This is a genomic window from uncultured Roseicyclus sp. (assembly GCF_937892565.1).
Lineage (GTDB): Bacteria > Pseudomonadota > Alphaproteobacteria > Rhodobacterales > Rhodobacteraceae > Roseicyclus.
In genome coordinates, this window is record NZ_CALAHQ010000023.1 from 47,677 (window position 1) to 63,163 (window position 15,487).

Sequence of the window (15,487 nt, forward strand, 5' to 3'; positions counted from 1 at the left end):
CTTTCGTCTGTCAGGTCTCAAATGCATTTCACGCGGGAGATCCCGACCCCGGGTTCGATACCGGGCGACTCTGGCCTTTGGCGGGCCTCACACGCATGTCTGGGGGGCGCATAGCGGGTTTTCGGGCCGGATGCAAATGGCTTTGCGCCGTGCGCCCCAGGTTCATCTGTCGCGAAACTGTGGCTCGCGCTTTTCCAAAAAGGCGCTCATGCCCTCTTTCTGGTCCTCGGTGGCGAACAGCCCGTGAAACAGCCGACGTTCGAACAACAGCCCTTCGCGCAGGTTGGTTTCGTAGCTGCGGTTGACGGCCTCCTTGACGGCCATGGTGGCCAGCATGGATTTCTCGGCGATCTTGGCGGCAGCGGCCATCGCCTCGTCCATCAGTTTCTTGGCGGGCACCACGCGGCTGACAAGCCCGGAACGTTCGGCTTCCTCGGCGGTCATGAAGCGGCCGGTCAGATGCATGTCCATGGATTTCGATTTACCCACAAACCGCGTCAGGCGCTGCGTGCCGCCCATGCCGGCCACCACGCCCAGATTGATCTCGGGCTGGCCGAATTTCGCAGTGTCAGCGGCGATGATGAAATCGCACATCATCGCAAGCTCGCATCCCCCGCCCAAGGCATAGCCGGCCACAGCCGCGATGATCGGCTTGCGCACGCGCAACATCTGGTCGGCGTCCTGACCGAACAGGTCTTCGGTAAAGACGTCGACAAAGCTTTTCTCGCTCATTTCGCGGATGTCCGCACCGGCGGCGAAGGCCTTTTCGCTGCCTGTCAGCACGATGCAACGGACCTTGTCGTTGTCATCGGCGGCCTTGAGCGCGGTCGCGAGTTCGCCCAAGAGCCTCGTGTTCAGCGCATTGAGCGCATCGGGGCGGTTGAGCTTGATCAGGGCAATGTGATCTTCGATCTCGACGATCAGGGTCTCGTAGGCCATGGGTCAGGCTTTCTGGCTATGGGTGCCAATGGGGCTTGCGCGGCGAGGGTTAGCACCAAAGCGCGCAGGTTCAAGCTATCTTTGACAGGCGGGGCAATGGAAGCTCGAGCGCCCCGATTGCTGGGTGCGCCGGATCTGGCCTTGGCAGGCCGGGGTTTGGCAGGGCTCGCCCTCGCGGCCATAAACCCGGAAGCTGTGCTGAAAATATCCCAATTCTCCATCTGCCTGACGATAATCGCGCAAGGATGATCCGCCCGCCTCGATCGCCTCGGACAGCACATCGCGGATGATCGGCACAAGGGCGGCCACACGCGTCTGGGCGATCCGGCCGGCATGGCGCAGCGGCGAAATTCCCGCACGATAGAGCACCTCGCAGACATAGATATTGCCCAGACCGGCGACGATTCTCTGATCCAGCAGCGCGGTCTTGACAGGGCTGCGCTTGCCCTTGAAGGCCGCGATCAGGTGATCGGCGTGAAAGGCATTGCTGAAAGGTTCGGGGCCGATCCCCGCGATCAGCCAATGCCGATCCACGGCGTCGGTCGGGCACAGATCCATCGCGCCAAAGCGGCGCGCGTCATTGAAGGTAACGCGCACGCCCGCCTCGGTATCCAAGATGACATGATCGTGCTTTTCCGGCGCGGGGTGCAGGTGATGGAACCGCGCCAGCATATCGGCCGACCCTCCGGGGGCCGACACGATCATCCGCCCCGACATGCCCAGATGCACAATCAACGTCTCGCCGGTATCCAGATCGGCCAGAACATATTTGGACCGCCGCCTCAGCCGTTCGACCCGCGCGCCGGTCAGACGCTCGGCCATGCGCTCGGGAAAGGGCCACCGCAGATCGGGGCGATTGACCTGCGCCATGGCGATGCGCGCGCCCTCGAGCACGGGGGCAAGCCCGCGACGGACTGTCTCGACTTCTGGAAGTTCGGGCACAGCGGGCTTTCCTATGATGCCGGCAACGTTGTAACGCGCCCAAGGGCCTCTATAAGAGGGGGCAGACGAAGAAAAGGACAAGCCCCCAATGGCCGAAGACAGCACAGGTCGCACGACCCATTTCGGCTACCGTGATGTGGCCGAAGACCAGAAGGCCGGATTGGTCCATGGGGTCTTTACCAATGTGGCGTCGAAATACGACATCATGAACGACGTGATGAGCATGGGCATTCATCGGATCTGGAAAGATGCCATGATGGACTGGCTGGCCCCGCGCGACGGTCAGCGGCTTTTGGATGTCGCGGGCGGCACCGGCGATGTGGCGTTCCGCTTTCTGGACCGCGCGCCCGGCGCGACGGCCACGGTTCTCGACATGACCCATGCCATGCTGATCGAAGGCCAAAAGCGCGCCGAGGCGACGCAACTGGCCCACAAGCTTGACTGGATCGTGGGCGACGCCATGGCGCTGCCCTTTCCCGACAACACATTCGACCGCTACACGATCAGCTTCGGCATCCGCAACGTCACCCGCATTGCCGATGCGCTATCCGAGGCGTTTCGCGTGCTGCGCCCCGGGGGTCGGTTGGTGGTGCTGGAATTCAGCCAATTGCCCAATGACGGGCTGCAAAAGCTGTATGATCTTTATTCGTTCAACGTGATCCCGCGCATGGGCCAACTGATCGCGGGCGACCGCGACAGCTATCAATACCTTGTCGAATCGATCCGCCGCTTTCCCGATCAGGAAAGCTTTGCCGCGATGATCCGCGTGGCGGGTTTCGAACAGGTCAGCTACCGCAATCTGTCGCTGGGGATCGCGGCCCTGCATTCGGGCTGGAAAATCTGAGGTGAAGGGCCCCCATAACATCTGGCGGCTGATCCGCACGGGCGCCACATTCGAGCGCACAGGCGCCATGGGGGCGGTGCTGGCGGCACTCGATGCGCCCCGTCCGCTGCGGATTGCGGCGCATGTGCTGGGCTGGCCGTTCAAATTTCTGGGCCTGCGCGGTGATCCGGGCGTGCCGCCGCTGCCGCGCGCGCTGACCGCCCTTGGCCCTGCCTACATCAAGTTCGGTCAGATCCTGTCGACGCGGCCCGATGTGGTGGGCGCCGAGATGGCGCTGCAATTGCAGGTCTTGCAAGACAAGCTGCCGCCCTTTTCCCGCGCCGAGGCCGAGCGCGTCGTCGCGCAAGAAATGGAAAAACCGATCGAGGCGCTGTTTTCCGAATTCTCCGAACCCGTTGCCGCCGCCTCGATCGCCCAGGTGCATCGCGCAAGGCTGGTGGGTGACGGCCGCGAGGTGGCGGTCAAGATCTTGCGCCCCGGGATCGAACGCGCCTTTCGCAAGGATATCGACGCGTTTTACCTGATTGCATGGGTGGTTGAGACATTGTCGCCCGCCTCGCGCCGCTTGCGCCCGCGTGATGTGATCGCGCATTTCGAAGGCGTGGTGATGCAGGAGCTGGACCTGCGGATCGAAGCCTCGGCCTGTGGCGAGTTTCACGCCAATACCAAGACGGATGCGGGCTTTGTCGTGCCACAGGTGGAATGGTTCTTGTCCTCGCGGCGGATGATGACGCTGGAATGGGTCACGGGCACGACGCTGTCGGATCTGGAAACAATCGACGCCAACGGGGTCGACCGCCGCGAGATGGGCGCCCGCGTGTTGCAGATGTTCCTGCGCCACGCGCTTCGGGACGGATTTTTCCACGCCGACATGCATCACGGCAACCTCAAGATCGCGCCCAATGGCGATCTGGTGGCGCTGGATTTCGGCATCATGGGGCGGCTCGATGCCTATACCCGGCGGGTCTATGCGGAAATCCTGATGGGGTTCATCCGCAAGGATTATCGCCGCGTGGCCGAGGTGCATTTCGAAGCGGGCTATGTGCCGGCCGATCGCGACATCGACGAATTTGCCCAGGCGCTGCGGTCGGTGGGCGAGCCGATCTTTGGCATGGATGCCAGCCGCATCTCGATGGCGCGGCTTTTGGCCTATCTGTTTCAGGTGACCGAACGATTCGGCATGGAAACGCGAACCGAACTGATCTTGCTGCAGCGCACCATGGTGGTGGTCGAAGGCGTGGCCCGTTCGCTCGACCCTGCAATCAACATCTGGACCGTCGCCCGCCCCGTGGTTGAAGATTACATCCGCGAAAATGTCGGACCCAAGGCGGTGCTGCGCGATCTTTACAATACCGCGCGCGTGCTGGCCCGTTTTGGCCCAAGGCTGCCGGCGCTGGCCGAACGCGCGCTGCTGGCGCAAGCAAACCCGACCCGGTCCGACCGGCGCAGCCCATGGCCCGAGCGCCTGGCGATCGGCGGCGCGGGTCTGATCCTTGGGGCGGCGCTGATGCTTGTGCTGGCCTATGTGCCGCTTTGAGCGTCAGGCACCGGGCCGGCTCAGCCCCAGCACATCCGAACTGGGAATGCTGACGCCCCCCTCCAGCACAAGCCAGATGTCGCCATCGATGATCGCGGCTTCATCGACCTGACCATAGACCATGGCGCCGCGTTCCTCGATCATGGTTTGGCCCGACCAGTTCTGAACCGAAAAGCTGTAAAGCCCCGGCGCCACGACCGAGCCATCGACGCCCGTGCCATTCCATGTGAAGCTGTCATTGCTGAGTGGCATGGGAATTTGCTGCACGATTTCGCCGGATTGATCGCGCACGAGCAGCTCCATCCTGTCGGCAAGGACATGGCGCGCGCCCCCCAGCGTGACGGTCTGGCCGTCGAAATTGACGGGCATTTCGGCCCGCACCTCCATCCCGATCCAGTTGCCGATCTGGCCCATGCCCAGGCGCGCGAGCCCCGATTGCACCCCGGCCAAAAGATCATTCGTGCGCACCTGCTGTTCGACCCCGGAAAACTGCGCCAATTGGCTGGCGAATTCCGTGGATTCCATTGGCTTGAGCGGGTCCTGGTTTTGCATCTGGGCGGTCAGCATCTTGAGAAAGGTCTCGAAGTCCGAGCTGATCATGCTGGCGCGGGTGGCGCTGGCTGCGGTCTGGGTCTGTGCGGCAGCAAGCTGGGTGTTGAGTAGAAACTCCATCTCGGTCTCCTGTTCAAAGTCTCAAATCGAGTCCGCCGTCGCCACCCCGCTTGACCCCGGATGACGACAGGCTGGCCGCCAATGGGGCCGCCAGATCCGCCAAAGAGCCATCCTTGAGAGGTGCGCCGGGATGTGCATGGCGCGCGTCTTGGCCCCACGGGCCGCCCCCGGACACATCCACAGATGGCGCATCCAGCCCCAGCCGCGCGAATTCATCGGCCAAAAGCACCAGATGACGCCGGATCAGATCGGCGGTTTCGGGCCGCTCGGCTGCAATCGACACCATCATCGCGCCGTTCACCTCGGTCAGGCTTAGCCGCACGCGGCCAAGCTCGGGCGGATCAAGCGCAATATCGACCGCAGAACCGGGGTCATGCGAGATTGCGGCAAGCGCGGTGGCGATCTGGCGGGTGGTGTGTTGCGGCAATTCCGGCGGCAGCGCGCGTTCCACCGCCACAGCCGGGCCGGGCTGAGCCTGCCCGCTGGTGGCGCCCACAAGCGCCTCGGCCCGGTCGCCGACGGAAAAACCTGCCATGGACGCCGCTTTTGCCACGGCATTGCCCCGCTCTTGTGCCACCCAATCCGGGATCGGGTTCAGACCCCCCGCATCGGCCGATGCCTGGGCGCGTGCAGTGACCCGAAGCGTATCCGCCCCCGTGATTGCCAGATCCAGACCTGTCGGGTCCGACCTTGCGGCTTTGCCATCCGCAGCGGACGCTGTCGCGGTTTGGCCGATGATCACAGGTGGCGGCGTCAGCGTCCGATCCGCGTTCGACACCGCCGGCGCCATGCCGTGGGGGGGGCTTTCGACATCCTTGGCCAGCGGCATGGTGCTTGCCCCAGGATTGGCTGCCCTGGCCTCGATCGCGGCACCAAAGCCATCCTGCGCGGTGCCCGCCGTCATCGGATTTGATGCAGCAAGATCGAGACGGGGCGTCAACGGATCAGACGCATCCGGCGCCGATTGCGGCACCGCCGAGGCCACCCAATGCAACATCGTGCGGGACGCATCGGCGAACACCAATTCGCCATCTTGTGGCTCGGACATCGCGGGGCCGGGCATCTGCGGACCAAGGCCCATGCTTTCAGCCGTTACAAGATCTTCGTCAGCGGAAAGCGCGCTCAGAAAGGCCGCTTTGTCGCCCTCATCTTGCGGCACGCGGCGCGCAAGGCTGGTCTGCGCCGACGGGCCGGCAATCAAGATCTGCAGATCATCCATTCTGGTTGTCCCATTCTGAAACTCATCGCGGTATGGCGCCAAAGCTCCTTACGAATTGTTTACGCCGTTCTGGCAGCGTGCAGAAAAATCGCGTCAATCCGAGGTATCTACGTGACGGCCCCAATCACCCCTGCGCTGACCCCCGCATCCCAACCCAGCCCCACGCACAACGCCGAGGCCGTGGCGCTGCGCAAGGTCGCGCAAGAGCTTGAGGCAAGCTTTCTGGCGGAAATGCTGAAACACGCTGGATTCGGCGAAGAGCGCAGCGCCTTTGGCGGCGGCGTCGGCGAAGCCCAGTTCGCCTCGTTCCTGAGGGCCGAACACGCCCGCGCCTTGGTTGAACGCGGTGGAATCGGCCTGTCGCAATCGCTGTTCGAGGCATTGGCCGCACGCGCCAGCCCGCTGCCCGAGGTGGGCCCATGACACGCCCCGGCCGCACCATGGTCAGCATCTGGACGCTGCTTGACGAGCAAAGGCAGGCGCTTTTGTCGGGCGATCTGGCGGTGCTCGATCGATTGCCCGACCGGCTTGAACGGGCAATGCGCGATCTGGCCGATGAACGCCCCTCACCCGAGGCGCTGGCACAGCTGGCCCATGCCGCCGCTCATAACGCCCGCCTCATTCTGGCCGCGCGCGACGGTTTGGCCCGCGCACGCCGCGACATCGCACCGGCGACACCGCTCACGACATATGACGGACAGGGCCGCCGACAGTTGCCCGACCCCACAGGCCAGCTGCTGGCACGCCGTTGAGACCGGTAAAATCCTCCGTAAAGAGCCTCGGGGATTAGCGAGCTGTTCACACCTCATGGCCGAATTTGCTCAGGCACCCGATGGGGTGGCGCGCCCCCAGACGATAGGGCGCAAGTGTCAGAAGACGCTTCACCGGGGCCGGCAACGGTTCTGAATTCATGGCGCCGAACGCGCCGCGATCAAAACCAGGAAGGGGACAACATGTCCAGCATTCTGACCAACAACAGCGCCATGGTGGCGTTGCAGACACTAAAATCGGTGAATTCCAACCTGCAAAAAACCCAATCCGAGATCTCGACCGGCAAAACCGTGGGCAACGCCCGCGACAATGCGGCCGTCTGGTCGATTTCCAAGGTCATGGAATCCGATGTGAAGGGGTTCACGGGCATCTCTGAAAGCCTGAGCTTGGGTGATTCCACCGTTGCCGTGGCGCGCACCGCCGCCGAAACGGTCACCGGCCTGTTGACCGACATCAAGGGCAAGATCGTCGCCGCACAGGAACCGAACGTCGATCGTACCAAGATCCAGACGGACATCGCCGCGCTGCGCGATCAAATCGGAAATGTCGTCACTGCGGCACAGTTCAACGGCCTGAACCTTGTCGACGGCTCGCAGGCATCGATCTCGATTCTCGCGTCGCTGGATCGAAGCGCATCGGGGGTGTCGTCCTCCAGCATCACGGTATCCGGACAGAACCTGTCGCAAGGGTCCTATACCGCAGCCACTGTGTTTACCGCAGGCACGGCTTCGGTTGTCTCGACGGATGGCGATACCTTCGTGATGAGCCTCGATTCGGGTACCGGCACGGACGAGATCACGATCGCCAATGGCGGCACTTGGGCGGCCGGGGACAAGGTGACGATGCGTATTGGCGACCAGTCGGCCAGCTATACCGTATCGGCAGAGGATGTGGCCTCCACCTCGCCCGATGACCTTGTCGCGGTCGGGCTGAAGAACGCGATCGAAGCCTTGGGCATCGCTGATCTGACCGTCGACTATGACAGCGCCACACCCGGTCAGCTGGTCTTTACCAATGGCGGCGCAACGGACCTGACCGTGACCGGGCAGTTCCAGAATGCCGGTTCAGGTGGACTTGCAACCCTCGCGGCTGTCGACGTGTCGACCGCGGGTGGTGCCGCGACCGCGCTTGGCAACATCGAAGCTCTGATCCAGACCTCGATCACCGCGGCCGCTGCCTTTGGCTCGGCCGAGGGACGCATCGAGACGCAGTCCAACTTCGTTTCCAAGCTGATGGACACCATGAAGTCGGGTATCGGAAGCATGGTCGATGCGGATCTGGAGGCGGCGTCGGCTCGGCTGCAGGCACTTCAGGTGCAACAGCAGCTCGCCACCCAGTCGCTGTCGATCGCCAATCAGGCGCCGCAGAACATCCTCGCGCTGTTCCGCTGATCTGATGTTGCCGCGGGGGGCCAAAGCCCCCCGCGGAGACCAGAGATCGACCCCATCCCGGACCCCCTTGTGCAAGGACAGATCCCGTGACCGCCACCCAATTTGCCCAAACCGCCTATGCCGCCGCCGGTGCGCCCGTTCGCACCCGGCGCGGCAGCGAACATGCCCTATTCGAACGCGTGACCGCCCGTTTGATCCGCGCCTCGGATCCAGACGCCCCGATGACCCAGCGGGCCGCCGCCCTGCATGACAACCGCCAGCTGTGGATCACGCTGGCCACAGACCTCGCCTCTGACGGCAACGCCCTTCCGCAGGGGCTGCGCGCGCAATTGTTCTATCTTGCGGAATTCTCGCTTTTGCACAGCAGCAAGGCCCTGCGCGATCCTGCCGCCATCGCGGATCTGATCGATGTGAACAAGGCCGTGATGCGTGGCCTCGATGGTAAGGTGGATGCAGCATGAGCGGTCTTGTCCTTAAACTTGGGCCCCAGGAACGGGTCTTGATCAATGGGGCTGTGGTCGAAAACGGCGACCGCAGGACCCGCCTTGCGATCTTGACACCCAATGCGCATATCCTGCGCCTTCGGGATGCCATTCACCCCGAAGAGGTGAAGACGCCCGTGCGCCGGGTCTGCTACATCGCCCAGCTTGTCTTGTCGGGCGATGTCGATCTGGCCGATGCCAGGATCCAGATCCTGCGCGGGATGGAACAGCTAAGCCAGGTGTTTACCGACCCCGACAGCCGCGCCCAGCTGGACCGCGCCACGGCATATCTGACCGAAGGTCAGGTCTATCATATGCTCAAGTCGCTCCGCAGTCTGTTGGCGCGGGAAGAACGGCTGATCGCCGCGCGGACCGGCTAGACATGCAGCCCTTGATCCCGCTTGGGGGCTATGCAGGCTGGCGGTTTCTGTCCGCCAGCCTCGACTCACAGATGGCGCGCTTTGCCCAAAGCCCTGTGGCAGCCCGTGACATGGAGTATTTCCGCCAGGAAATCGGGAATATCACCAGCGCCGAGGATCTGGTCTCGGACTTTCGGCTGCTGAAGGTATCGCTCGGGGCCTTTGGGCTGCAAGATGATCTGCCCAACCGGGCCTTTATCCGCAAGGTGCTGGCCGATGGGGTGGTGGCCGATGGCGCGCTGGCAAATCGGCTGGCCGACAAGCGCTATCGCGCCTTTTCCGAGACATTCGGCTTTGGCGGTCCTCTGCCACCGCGGACCGGGCTTGCGGGCTTTGCCGACCGCATCCTTGCGCGCTTTGAACGACAGGAATTCGAACGCGCCGTGGGCGATCAAAACCCCGATCTGCGTCTGGCGCTCGGCGCGGCGCGCGAATTGCCCGAGATCGCGGCGCGCGGCCTGCGCGACAGCACAGCATGGCTGACCGTCATGGGCAACCCACCGCTGCGTGCCGTGTTCGAGACCGCCTTTGACCTGCCGAAATCGGTGGGCACGCTTGATCTTGACCAGCAGCTCAAGGCCTTTCGCAACGGGGCGGAACGGCGTTTTGGCTCGTCTGAATTCGCCCAGTTCTCAGACCCGGACCGGATCAATGACCTGATCCGTGGCTTCACCTTGCGCTCCGAGGCAAGCTTTGGCCCCTCGCCGCTGACCCGTGGCTTTGCGGCGCTGACACTGTTGCAAGCTGCGCTCTGAGGCGATGGCTGGCCGATCATCGCGTGCCAACCGCCCGTGATGACGCACGTGGGGTCGCGGTTTCCAGCACCGCGCGCAGCTTGGCGAAACTGTCTTGCACAGCCGTGCCCCCCGGAGCGGCAATAAACGCATCCAGCCCCGGCCAGACACTGACGGCGGCATCGACAACCGGATCGCTGCCCGGCACATAAAGCCCCGATTGCACCATCAATTCGGCCCGGTCATAGGCCCCCAGCAGCTGCCGCGCGCGGGTGATGATCCGGTTTTCGTCAGCGTCGGCCGCCGCCGGCAATGCGCGCGAGACCGAGCGCAACAGATCAACCGCCGGAAACCGCCCGCGTTCGGCAATCTCGCGGGTCAGGACAACATGCCCGTCCAGCACCCCGCGCATCACATCCGCCACCGGGCCGTCCATATCCGAACCGGCCACAAGCACCGAAAACACGGCCGTGATATCGCCCTGCCCCTTGGCGCCGGGCCCGGCCCGCTCGGCCAGGGCCATCACGCGCTGCGCCATGGAGGCGGGAAAGCCCGAAGGGCCGAACGCCTCGCCCGCGGCGGCGGCCACGTCGCGCTGGGCTTCGGCAAAGCGGGTGATCGAATCGGCCAAAAGCAAGACATGCTGGCCTTGATCCCGAAAATATTCGGCCACTGCCATCATCGTCAGCGCCGCGCGGCTGCGTGTCAGGGCGGGCCGGTCCGAGCTTGCGGCGATCACCACCGACCGGGCAAGGCCTGTGGGACCCAGCGTATCCTCGACAAAGTCGCGCACCTCGCGCCCGCGTTCACCGATCAGACCGATCACGACCACATCGGCCGCCATCGCATTGGCCAGCGTCGCGATCAGACGGGATTTGCCCACACCCGATCCGGCAAACAATCCGATGCGCTGCCCGCGCACAATCGGCAACAGCGTGTCGAACACCGCCAGCCCTGTGGTCAGGCGCCCCCCCAACCCGCGCCGATCCGCAGGCATCGGCGGCGGTCCATCCAGTCGATACGACAGCGGCCCGGGAAACAAGGGCCGGCCATCCATCGGCTGACCGTTTGGATCGATCACCCGGCCCAGCCATCCCGCATGCGGCGCAATCGTCACGCGCCCAAGATGGGTGGCCGGCAGCCCAAGCCGCAGCCCTTCGGCCGACCCTTCGGGCATCACCGTGCAGCCGGCCGGATCAATGCGCAGAACCTCGCCCATCAGCCTATCGCCCAGCCGCACCTGGTCGCCCAGCGCCGCCACATGATCCAAGCCCGTCACCATGACATGGTCGCGCCCCAAGGCCGCGACCTGCCCCACATGCGAGGCCGGGCTGATCATGCGCAACCGCGCGCGCAAGGGGGCGAACACATCGCTCATCGTGGGAAAATCCTTTCGCCTGCGCCGTCCGGAGCCTCGGACCGCGTCACTTACGGTTTCTAAAGGAATCACCGTTAAACAACCGTGTAGCCGGATTGGGAGAAACCCAGATGTTCGACAGGCTTGAGATCTTTGCCCTTGCCAATGCGCGCGCGCAGCATTCTGCCGCGCGACAGGCGGTTGTTGCCCAAAACATCGCCAATGCCGACACGCCGGGCTACCGCGCCCGGGATGTCAGCGATTTCATGGACACCTGGCGCCGCCTGCAATCGCCCCAGACGCGCGACGCCGATGGCGCGTTGCCTGTGGGTGTGATCGATGCGGGCACGCCCGCCTCGCCCAATGGCAACACCGTGTCACTGGAACTGGAAATGCTGCGCGGGATCGAGGCGCAGCGCGCCCATTCCCGCGCGCTGCAGATCTATGGATCGGCCATGTCGATCCTGCGCACCAGCATCGGGCGCTAAGGAAAGGGATGTAGGATGACCGATTTCAGCTCGGGCCTTGGTGTTGCCGCCTCGGGCATGCGCGCGCAGGCCGACCGCATCCGCCATGTGTCGGAAAACATCGCCAATGCCGACACGCCGGGCTATCGGCGCAAGGTGGTGAATTTCGAACCGATGCGCAGCCCCGATGCGCCGGAGGGCGCGATCCAGACCGGACGCGTCAACCTTGACCGGCGCGATCTGCCTCAGATCTTTGACCCCGGCCACCCGATGGCGGATGAAACCGGCCATTATCAGGGGTCCAATGTCGATCTGGTGGTCGAAATCGCCGATGCCCGCGAGGCGCAGCGCAGCTACGAGGCGAATTTGCGCATCTTCGACCAGATCCGGCAAATGTCGTCCTCGCTCAATGATCTGTTGCGGCGCTGAGGGGGGATTGACAGATGGATGTCCGCAATTCCCTTGCACTTCAGGCCTATGCCCAATCCCGGCTTGCCGCCCAACCCCAGCCACAGATGGCCGAAGGGGCGGGCGCCGGGGCAGCCTTTGCGCAGGCGGTCGAAGGCTTTCACCAGACCCTTGCATATAGCGAAACACAAGCGCGCGCCGCCATGACCAGCGGGGCCGATCCCCATGCGCTGGTCACCGCCCTGGCGCAGACGGAACTGGCCGTGGAAACCGCCGTGACCGTGCGCGACCGCGTGGTCGAGGCCTATCAGGAAATCCTAAGGATGCCGGTGTGATGGACGAGTTGATCTTTTTCGACACGCTGCGCGCGGGGCTGTGGAACGCGGTCCTGATTTCAACCCCGATCCTGACGGCCGCGCTGATTTCGGGCGTTCTGGTCGGCCTGTTTCAGGCGCTGACATCGGTTCAGGAAATGACGCTGACCTTCGTGCCCAAGCTGGCCGCGATCATCGCGGTTTTCTGGGTCTCGATGAGTTTCATGACCTCGACCCTGACCGATTACTTCGCCGAAACGCTTATCCCGATCATCGAAGCCATGTGAGGGGCCAATGGACAACGCAACCTACACCACATTGACCCGGCAATCGGGCCTGCTGCGCGAAATGCAGGTGGTCGCCAACAACATCGCCAACATGGCCACAGCGGGTTTTCGGGCCGAGGGTGTGATCTTTGCCGAACATGTCCGCGCGCTGGATGGGGCGAACGACAGCCTGTCGATGGCCACCGCATCGGGGCGCAGCATCTCACCGCAACAAGGCGCGCTGGACCAGACCGGATCGCCCTTTCACATGGCCATCGAAGGCGACGGCTTCTTTCTGGTGCAGACCCCCGATGGTCAGGCCCTGACGCGCGCGGGCAATTTCCTGCGCTCGGCCTTTGGGGAATTGGTGACGCCCGATGGTCACATGTTGCTCGACGCCGGTGGCGCGCCGGTCTTTGTGCCACCGGATGCGAACACCGTCATGCTGGGTCAGGACGGCACCCTTAGCGCCGATGGCCAGCCGCTGACCCAGATCGGCCTGTGGCAACCCGTCGATCCGATCGAGCTGTCACGACAAGCGGGATCGCTTTTCACCGCCGAAAGCGGCGTGCAGCCGATGGAGGGTGGCATCCTGATCCAGGGCGCGGTCGAGAAATCCAACGTGAACCCCGTGGCCCAGATCGCCCGCATGATCGAAGTGCAGCGCGCCTATGAGCTGGGCCAAAGCTTTTTCGAAGCCGAAGACCAGCGCATGCGCGATTTCCTGCGCACCGCCGGCGCCCGCCAGTAAGGAGACCCGCAGATGAGAGCCCTGGACATCGCCGCCACAGGAATGAGCGCCCAACAGATGCGGGTCGAGGTGATCTCGAACAACCTCGCCAACATGAGCACCACGGGCTACAGCCCACGCCGCGCCGATTTCGCCGATCTGCATTACCAGCAAGTGGTGCGGGCGGGCGCGATCAACGCCTCGGATGGCACGGTGGTTCCCACCGGCGTGCAGCTTGGCTTGGGCGTGCGGCCTGCGGCGGTGTCGGTCAACATGGCACAAGGGTCGCTGTCGCAATCGGGTGGGATGCTGGACGTGGCGATCGAAGGTCGCGGCTGGCTTGAGGTCACGCTGCCCTCCGGCACGGCCGCCTATACGCGTGACGGCGCCTTGCAGCGCACCGGCGACGGGCTGATGGTGACCGCCGACGGCTTTGAGGTCGCCCCCGGCATCACCATCCCCGAGGATGCGCGCCAGATCTCGATCAATGGCGACGGCGAAGTCTACGCCTATTTCGTCAACCGGGTCGAGGGCGAGCTTTTGGGCCAGATCACGCTTGTGGGCTTTGCGAATGATCACGGGCTCGAGGCGATGGGATCGAACCTGTTTCTCGAAACCGCAGCCTCGGGCGGGCCCGTTCAGGGCAATCCGGGCGAAAATGGTCTGGGCACCTTGCGTCAGGGCTATCTGGAGGAAAGCTCGGTCGATGCCGTGCGCGAAATCACCGAGCTGATCGAGGCACAGCGCGGCTATGAATTGAACGCCAAGGTGATCTCGGCCGCCGATCAGATGCTCGGCGCAACCACGCAGGTGCGCTGATGACGCGGCGCGCCATGGCCTTGCTGAGCATCGGTTTTATCGCACTGGCGGCCCCGCTTTGGGCCGAAACGGTCATCGCCACGGGAACGATCCGGGGCCAAAGCCTGATCATGCCTTCCGACATCGCGCTTGTGCCGGGCGCAACACCCGGCGCGCTTTCGGACCCGGCCCAGGCGATCGGCATGGAGGCGGCGATCAATCTTTACGCCGGGCGGCCGATCCGCCCCGGCGATCTGCGGCCACCCGCCATCATCGAACGCAACGGCCTTGTGACCATCCGCTATGCGCATGGGCAATTGATGATCGTCACCGATGGCCGCGCCATGGACCGCGCCGCGGCGGGCGAGGCCGTGCGCGTGATGAACCTGTCGTCGCGCACCACCGTTACCGCCACCGCCACCGCCCCCGGCCTTGTGACCGTAGGACCCTGACAGATGCATCGCAGCCTGACCTTTTCGCTGATCATGCTGACCATGGGCCTTGGCGGTTGTGCGCGCCTTGCCGATGTCGGGCAGGTGCCCGATTTTCAATCGCCCGCAAACGGCAACGAGGTGTTCGCGATGAATGTCACCCCCTTCGCCGCGCAATCAGACATTGCAACCGGACAGGCCCGCGCCTCGCTCTGGCAGGCGGGCAGGCAATCGCTTCTGGGCGACCGGCGCGCCGGACAGCGCGGCGACATTCTGACCGTGGTGATCGAGATCGATGACAGCGCGTCGATCTCCAACGCCACGGACCGCGCCCGCAACGGCGCGGAACAGATGTCGCTGCCGCAATTTCTGGGCCTGCCGCAACGGATCGACCGCGTCCTGCCCGAGGGGGCGAGCATGGCCGAAGCCGTCAGCGGCACCAGTTCGGGAAGTTTTTCGGGATCGGGCAATGTGCGGCGCAACGAGGAATTGACGCTGCGGGTCGCCGCCACCGTGACCGATGTTCTGGCCAATGGCACCTTGCGCATCGAAGGCACGCAAGAGGTGCGGGTAAACCATGAAATCCGCGAGCTTGTGGTGACGGGATATGTGCGCCCCGTCGATGTCTCGCGCCAGAATGAGATCACCTATGACCGGATCGCAGGCGCGCGCATTTCCTATGGCGGGCGCGGTCAGATCAGCGACATGCAGCAGCCGCGCTATGGCCAGCAGATCGCCGACATCATCTTGCCGTTCTGAGGGTATG

21 protein-coding genes are annotated in these 15,487 nt (G+C 64.1%); 16 read left to right on the plus strand and 5 right to left on the minus strand.

The window, feature by feature from the left end; translation table 11 throughout:
- Positions 1 to 162: 162 nt before the first annotated feature.
- Positions 163 to 939 (minus strand): enoyl-CoA hydratase, encoded by a 777-nt coding sequence (locus tag Q0094_RS03090; RefSeq protein ID WP_297615149.1) that lies wholly within the window; start codon positions 937 to 939, stop codon positions 163 to 165.
- Positions 940 to 1,014: 75 nt separating this feature from the next.
- Positions 1,015 to 1,881 (minus strand): bifunctional DNA-formamidopyrimidine glycosylase/DNA-(apurinic or apyrimidinic site) lyase, encoded by an 867-nt coding sequence (gene mutM, locus Q0094_RS03095; RefSeq protein WP_297615151.1) that lies wholly within the window; start codon positions 1,879 to 1,881, stop codon positions 1,015 to 1,017.
- A gap of 88 nt (positions 1,882 to 1,969) precedes the next feature.
- Here mutM and ubiE point away from each other — a divergent pair, with 88 nt between their 5' ends.
- Together ubiE and ubiB are read left to right on the plus strand one after the other, a co-directional pair.
- Entirely contained in the window at positions 1,970 to 2,725 is a 756-nt protein-coding gene (gene ubiE, locus Q0094_RS03100) for a bifunctional demethylmenaquinone methyltransferase/2-methoxy-6-polyprenyl-1,4-benzoquinol methylase UbiE (RefSeq protein WP_297615153.1), read from the plus strand.
- 1 nt (position 2,726) lies between these two features.
- The gene (gene ubiB, locus Q0094_RS03105; RefSeq protein ID WP_297615155.1) at positions 2,727 to 4,262 is read left to right on the plus strand and encodes a 2-polyprenylphenol 6-hydroxylase; all 1,536 of its coding nucleotides are present in this window, start codon (positions 2,727 to 2,729) and stop codon (positions 4,260 to 4,262) included.
- A 3-nt stretch (positions 4,263 to 4,265) separates the two neighbouring features.
- On the opposite strand, the gene Q0094_RS03110 is transcribed toward ubiB, so the two are convergent.
- Positions 4,266 to 4,934, minus strand: coding sequence for a flagellar hook capping FlgD N-terminal domain-containing protein (locus Q0094_RS03110; protein WP_297615157.1), 669 nt, complete (start codon positions 4,932 to 4,934; stop codon positions 4,266 to 4,268).
- Between the two features lie 13 nt (positions 4,935 to 4,947).
- Positions 4,948 to 6,153, minus strand: a complete 1,206-nt coding sequence (locus tag Q0094_RS03115; RefSeq protein ID WP_297615159.1) for a flagellar hook-length control protein FliK — start codon at positions 6,151 to 6,153, stop codon at positions 4,948 to 4,950.
- A gap of 135 nt (positions 6,154 to 6,288) precedes the next feature.
- Here Q0094_RS03115 and Q0094_RS03120 point away from each other — a divergent pair, with 135 nt between their 5' ends.
- The 6 genes from Q0094_RS03120 (at position 6,289) to Q0094_RS03145 (ending at position 9,971) form a co-directional block, all read left to right on the plus strand.
- Positions 6,289 to 6,576, plus strand: coding sequence for a rod-binding protein (locus Q0094_RS03120; protein WP_297615307.1), 288 nt, complete (start codon positions 6,289 to 6,291; stop codon positions 6,574 to 6,576).
- The gene (locus tag Q0094_RS03125; RefSeq protein WP_297615161.1) at positions 6,573 to 6,905 is read left to right on the plus strand and encodes a hypothetical protein; all 333 of its coding nucleotides are present in this window, start codon (positions 6,573 to 6,575) and stop codon (positions 6,903 to 6,905) included. The genes Q0094_RS03120 and Q0094_RS03125 overlap by 4 nt, the downstream gene beginning before the upstream one ends.
- Positions 6,906 to 7,106: 201 nt before the next feature.
- Positions 7,107 to 8,315, plus strand: coding sequence for a flagellin (locus Q0094_RS03130; protein ID WP_297615163.1), 1,209 nt, complete (start codon positions 7,107 to 7,109; stop codon positions 8,313 to 8,315).
- Positions 8,316 to 8,401: 86 nt separating this feature from the next.
- Positions 8,402 to 8,776, plus strand: a complete 375-nt coding sequence (gene flaF, locus Q0094_RS03135) for a flagellar biosynthesis regulator FlaF (protein ID WP_297615165.1) — start codon at positions 8,402 to 8,404, stop codon at positions 8,774 to 8,776.
- Positions 8,773 to 9,177 (plus strand): flagellar biosynthesis repressor FlbT, encoded by a 405-nt coding sequence (flbT, locus tag Q0094_RS03140; protein WP_297615167.1) that lies wholly within the window; start codon positions 8,773 to 8,775, stop codon positions 9,175 to 9,177. The genes flaF and flbT overlap by 4 nt, the downstream gene beginning before the upstream one ends.
- 2 nt (positions 9,178 to 9,179) lie before the next feature.
- On the plus strand, positions 9,180 to 9,971 hold the full coding sequence (locus Q0094_RS03145) for a DUF1217 domain-containing protein (RefSeq protein WP_297615169.1): 792 nt from the start codon (positions 9,180 to 9,182) through the stop codon (positions 9,969 to 9,971).
- Positions 9,972 to 9,987: 16 nt separating this feature from the next.
- Here Q0094_RS03145 and Q0094_RS03150 read toward each other — a convergent pair whose 3' ends face one another.
- Positions 9,988 to 11,328, minus strand: coding sequence for a FliI/YscN family ATPase (locus Q0094_RS03150; protein WP_297615170.1), 1,341 nt, complete (start codon positions 11,326 to 11,328; stop codon positions 9,988 to 9,990).
- A 110-nt stretch (positions 11,329 to 11,438) separates the two neighbouring features.
- On the opposite strand from Q0094_RS03150, the gene Q0094_RS03155 reads away from it, so the two are divergent.
- Genes Q0094_RS03155 through flgH form a run of 8 tightly spaced genes read left to right on the plus strand, consistent with a single transcriptional unit; the run spans position 11,439 to position 15,480 of the window.
- Positions 11,439 to 11,795 (plus strand): FlgB family protein, encoded by a 357-nt coding sequence (locus Q0094_RS03155; RefSeq protein ID WP_297615172.1) that lies wholly within the window; start codon positions 11,439 to 11,441, stop codon positions 11,793 to 11,795.
- Positions 11,796 to 11,810: 15 nt separating this feature from the next.
- A complete protein-coding gene (flgC, locus tag Q0094_RS03160; RefSeq protein WP_297615174.1) occupies positions 11,811 to 12,203 on the plus strand; it encodes a flagellar basal body rod protein FlgC in 393 nt (130 codons plus the stop codon).
- Between the two features lie 14 nt (positions 12,204 to 12,217).
- Positions 12,218 to 12,517 (plus strand): flagellar hook-basal body complex protein FliE, encoded by a 300-nt coding sequence (fliE, locus tag Q0094_RS03165; RefSeq protein WP_297615176.1) that lies wholly within the window; start codon positions 12,218 to 12,220, stop codon positions 12,515 to 12,517.
- A complete protein-coding gene (locus tag Q0094_RS03170) occupies positions 12,517 to 12,783 on the plus strand; it encodes a flagellar biosynthetic protein FliQ (protein WP_297615178.1) in 267 nt (88 codons plus the stop codon). Before fliE ends, Q0094_RS03170 begins: the two co-directional genes overlap by 1 nt.
- Before the next feature lie 7 nt (positions 12,784 to 12,790).
- Positions 12,791 to 13,513, plus strand: coding sequence for a flagellar hook-basal body complex protein (locus Q0094_RS03175; RefSeq protein ID WP_297615180.1), 723 nt, complete (start codon positions 12,791 to 12,793; stop codon positions 13,511 to 13,513).
- A 12-nt stretch (positions 13,514 to 13,525) separates the two neighbouring features.
- Positions 13,526 to 14,311, plus strand: coding sequence for a flagellar basal-body rod protein FlgG (flgG, locus tag Q0094_RS03180; protein WP_297615182.1), 786 nt, complete (start codon positions 13,526 to 13,528; stop codon positions 14,309 to 14,311).
- Complete coding sequence (flgA, locus tag Q0094_RS03185; RefSeq protein WP_297615184.1) at positions 14,311 to 14,742, plus strand: flagellar basal body P-ring formation chaperone FlgA; 432 nt, start codon at positions 14,311 to 14,313, stop codon at positions 14,740 to 14,742. The genes flgG and flgA overlap by 1 nt, the downstream gene beginning before the upstream one ends.
- A gap of 3 nt (positions 14,743 to 14,745) precedes the next feature.
- Positions 14,746 to 15,480, plus strand: coding sequence for a flagellar basal body L-ring protein FlgH (flgH, locus tag Q0094_RS03190; RefSeq protein WP_297615186.1), 735 nt, complete (start codon positions 14,746 to 14,748; stop codon positions 15,478 to 15,480).
- Positions 15,481 to 15,487 lie beyond the last annotated feature (7 nt).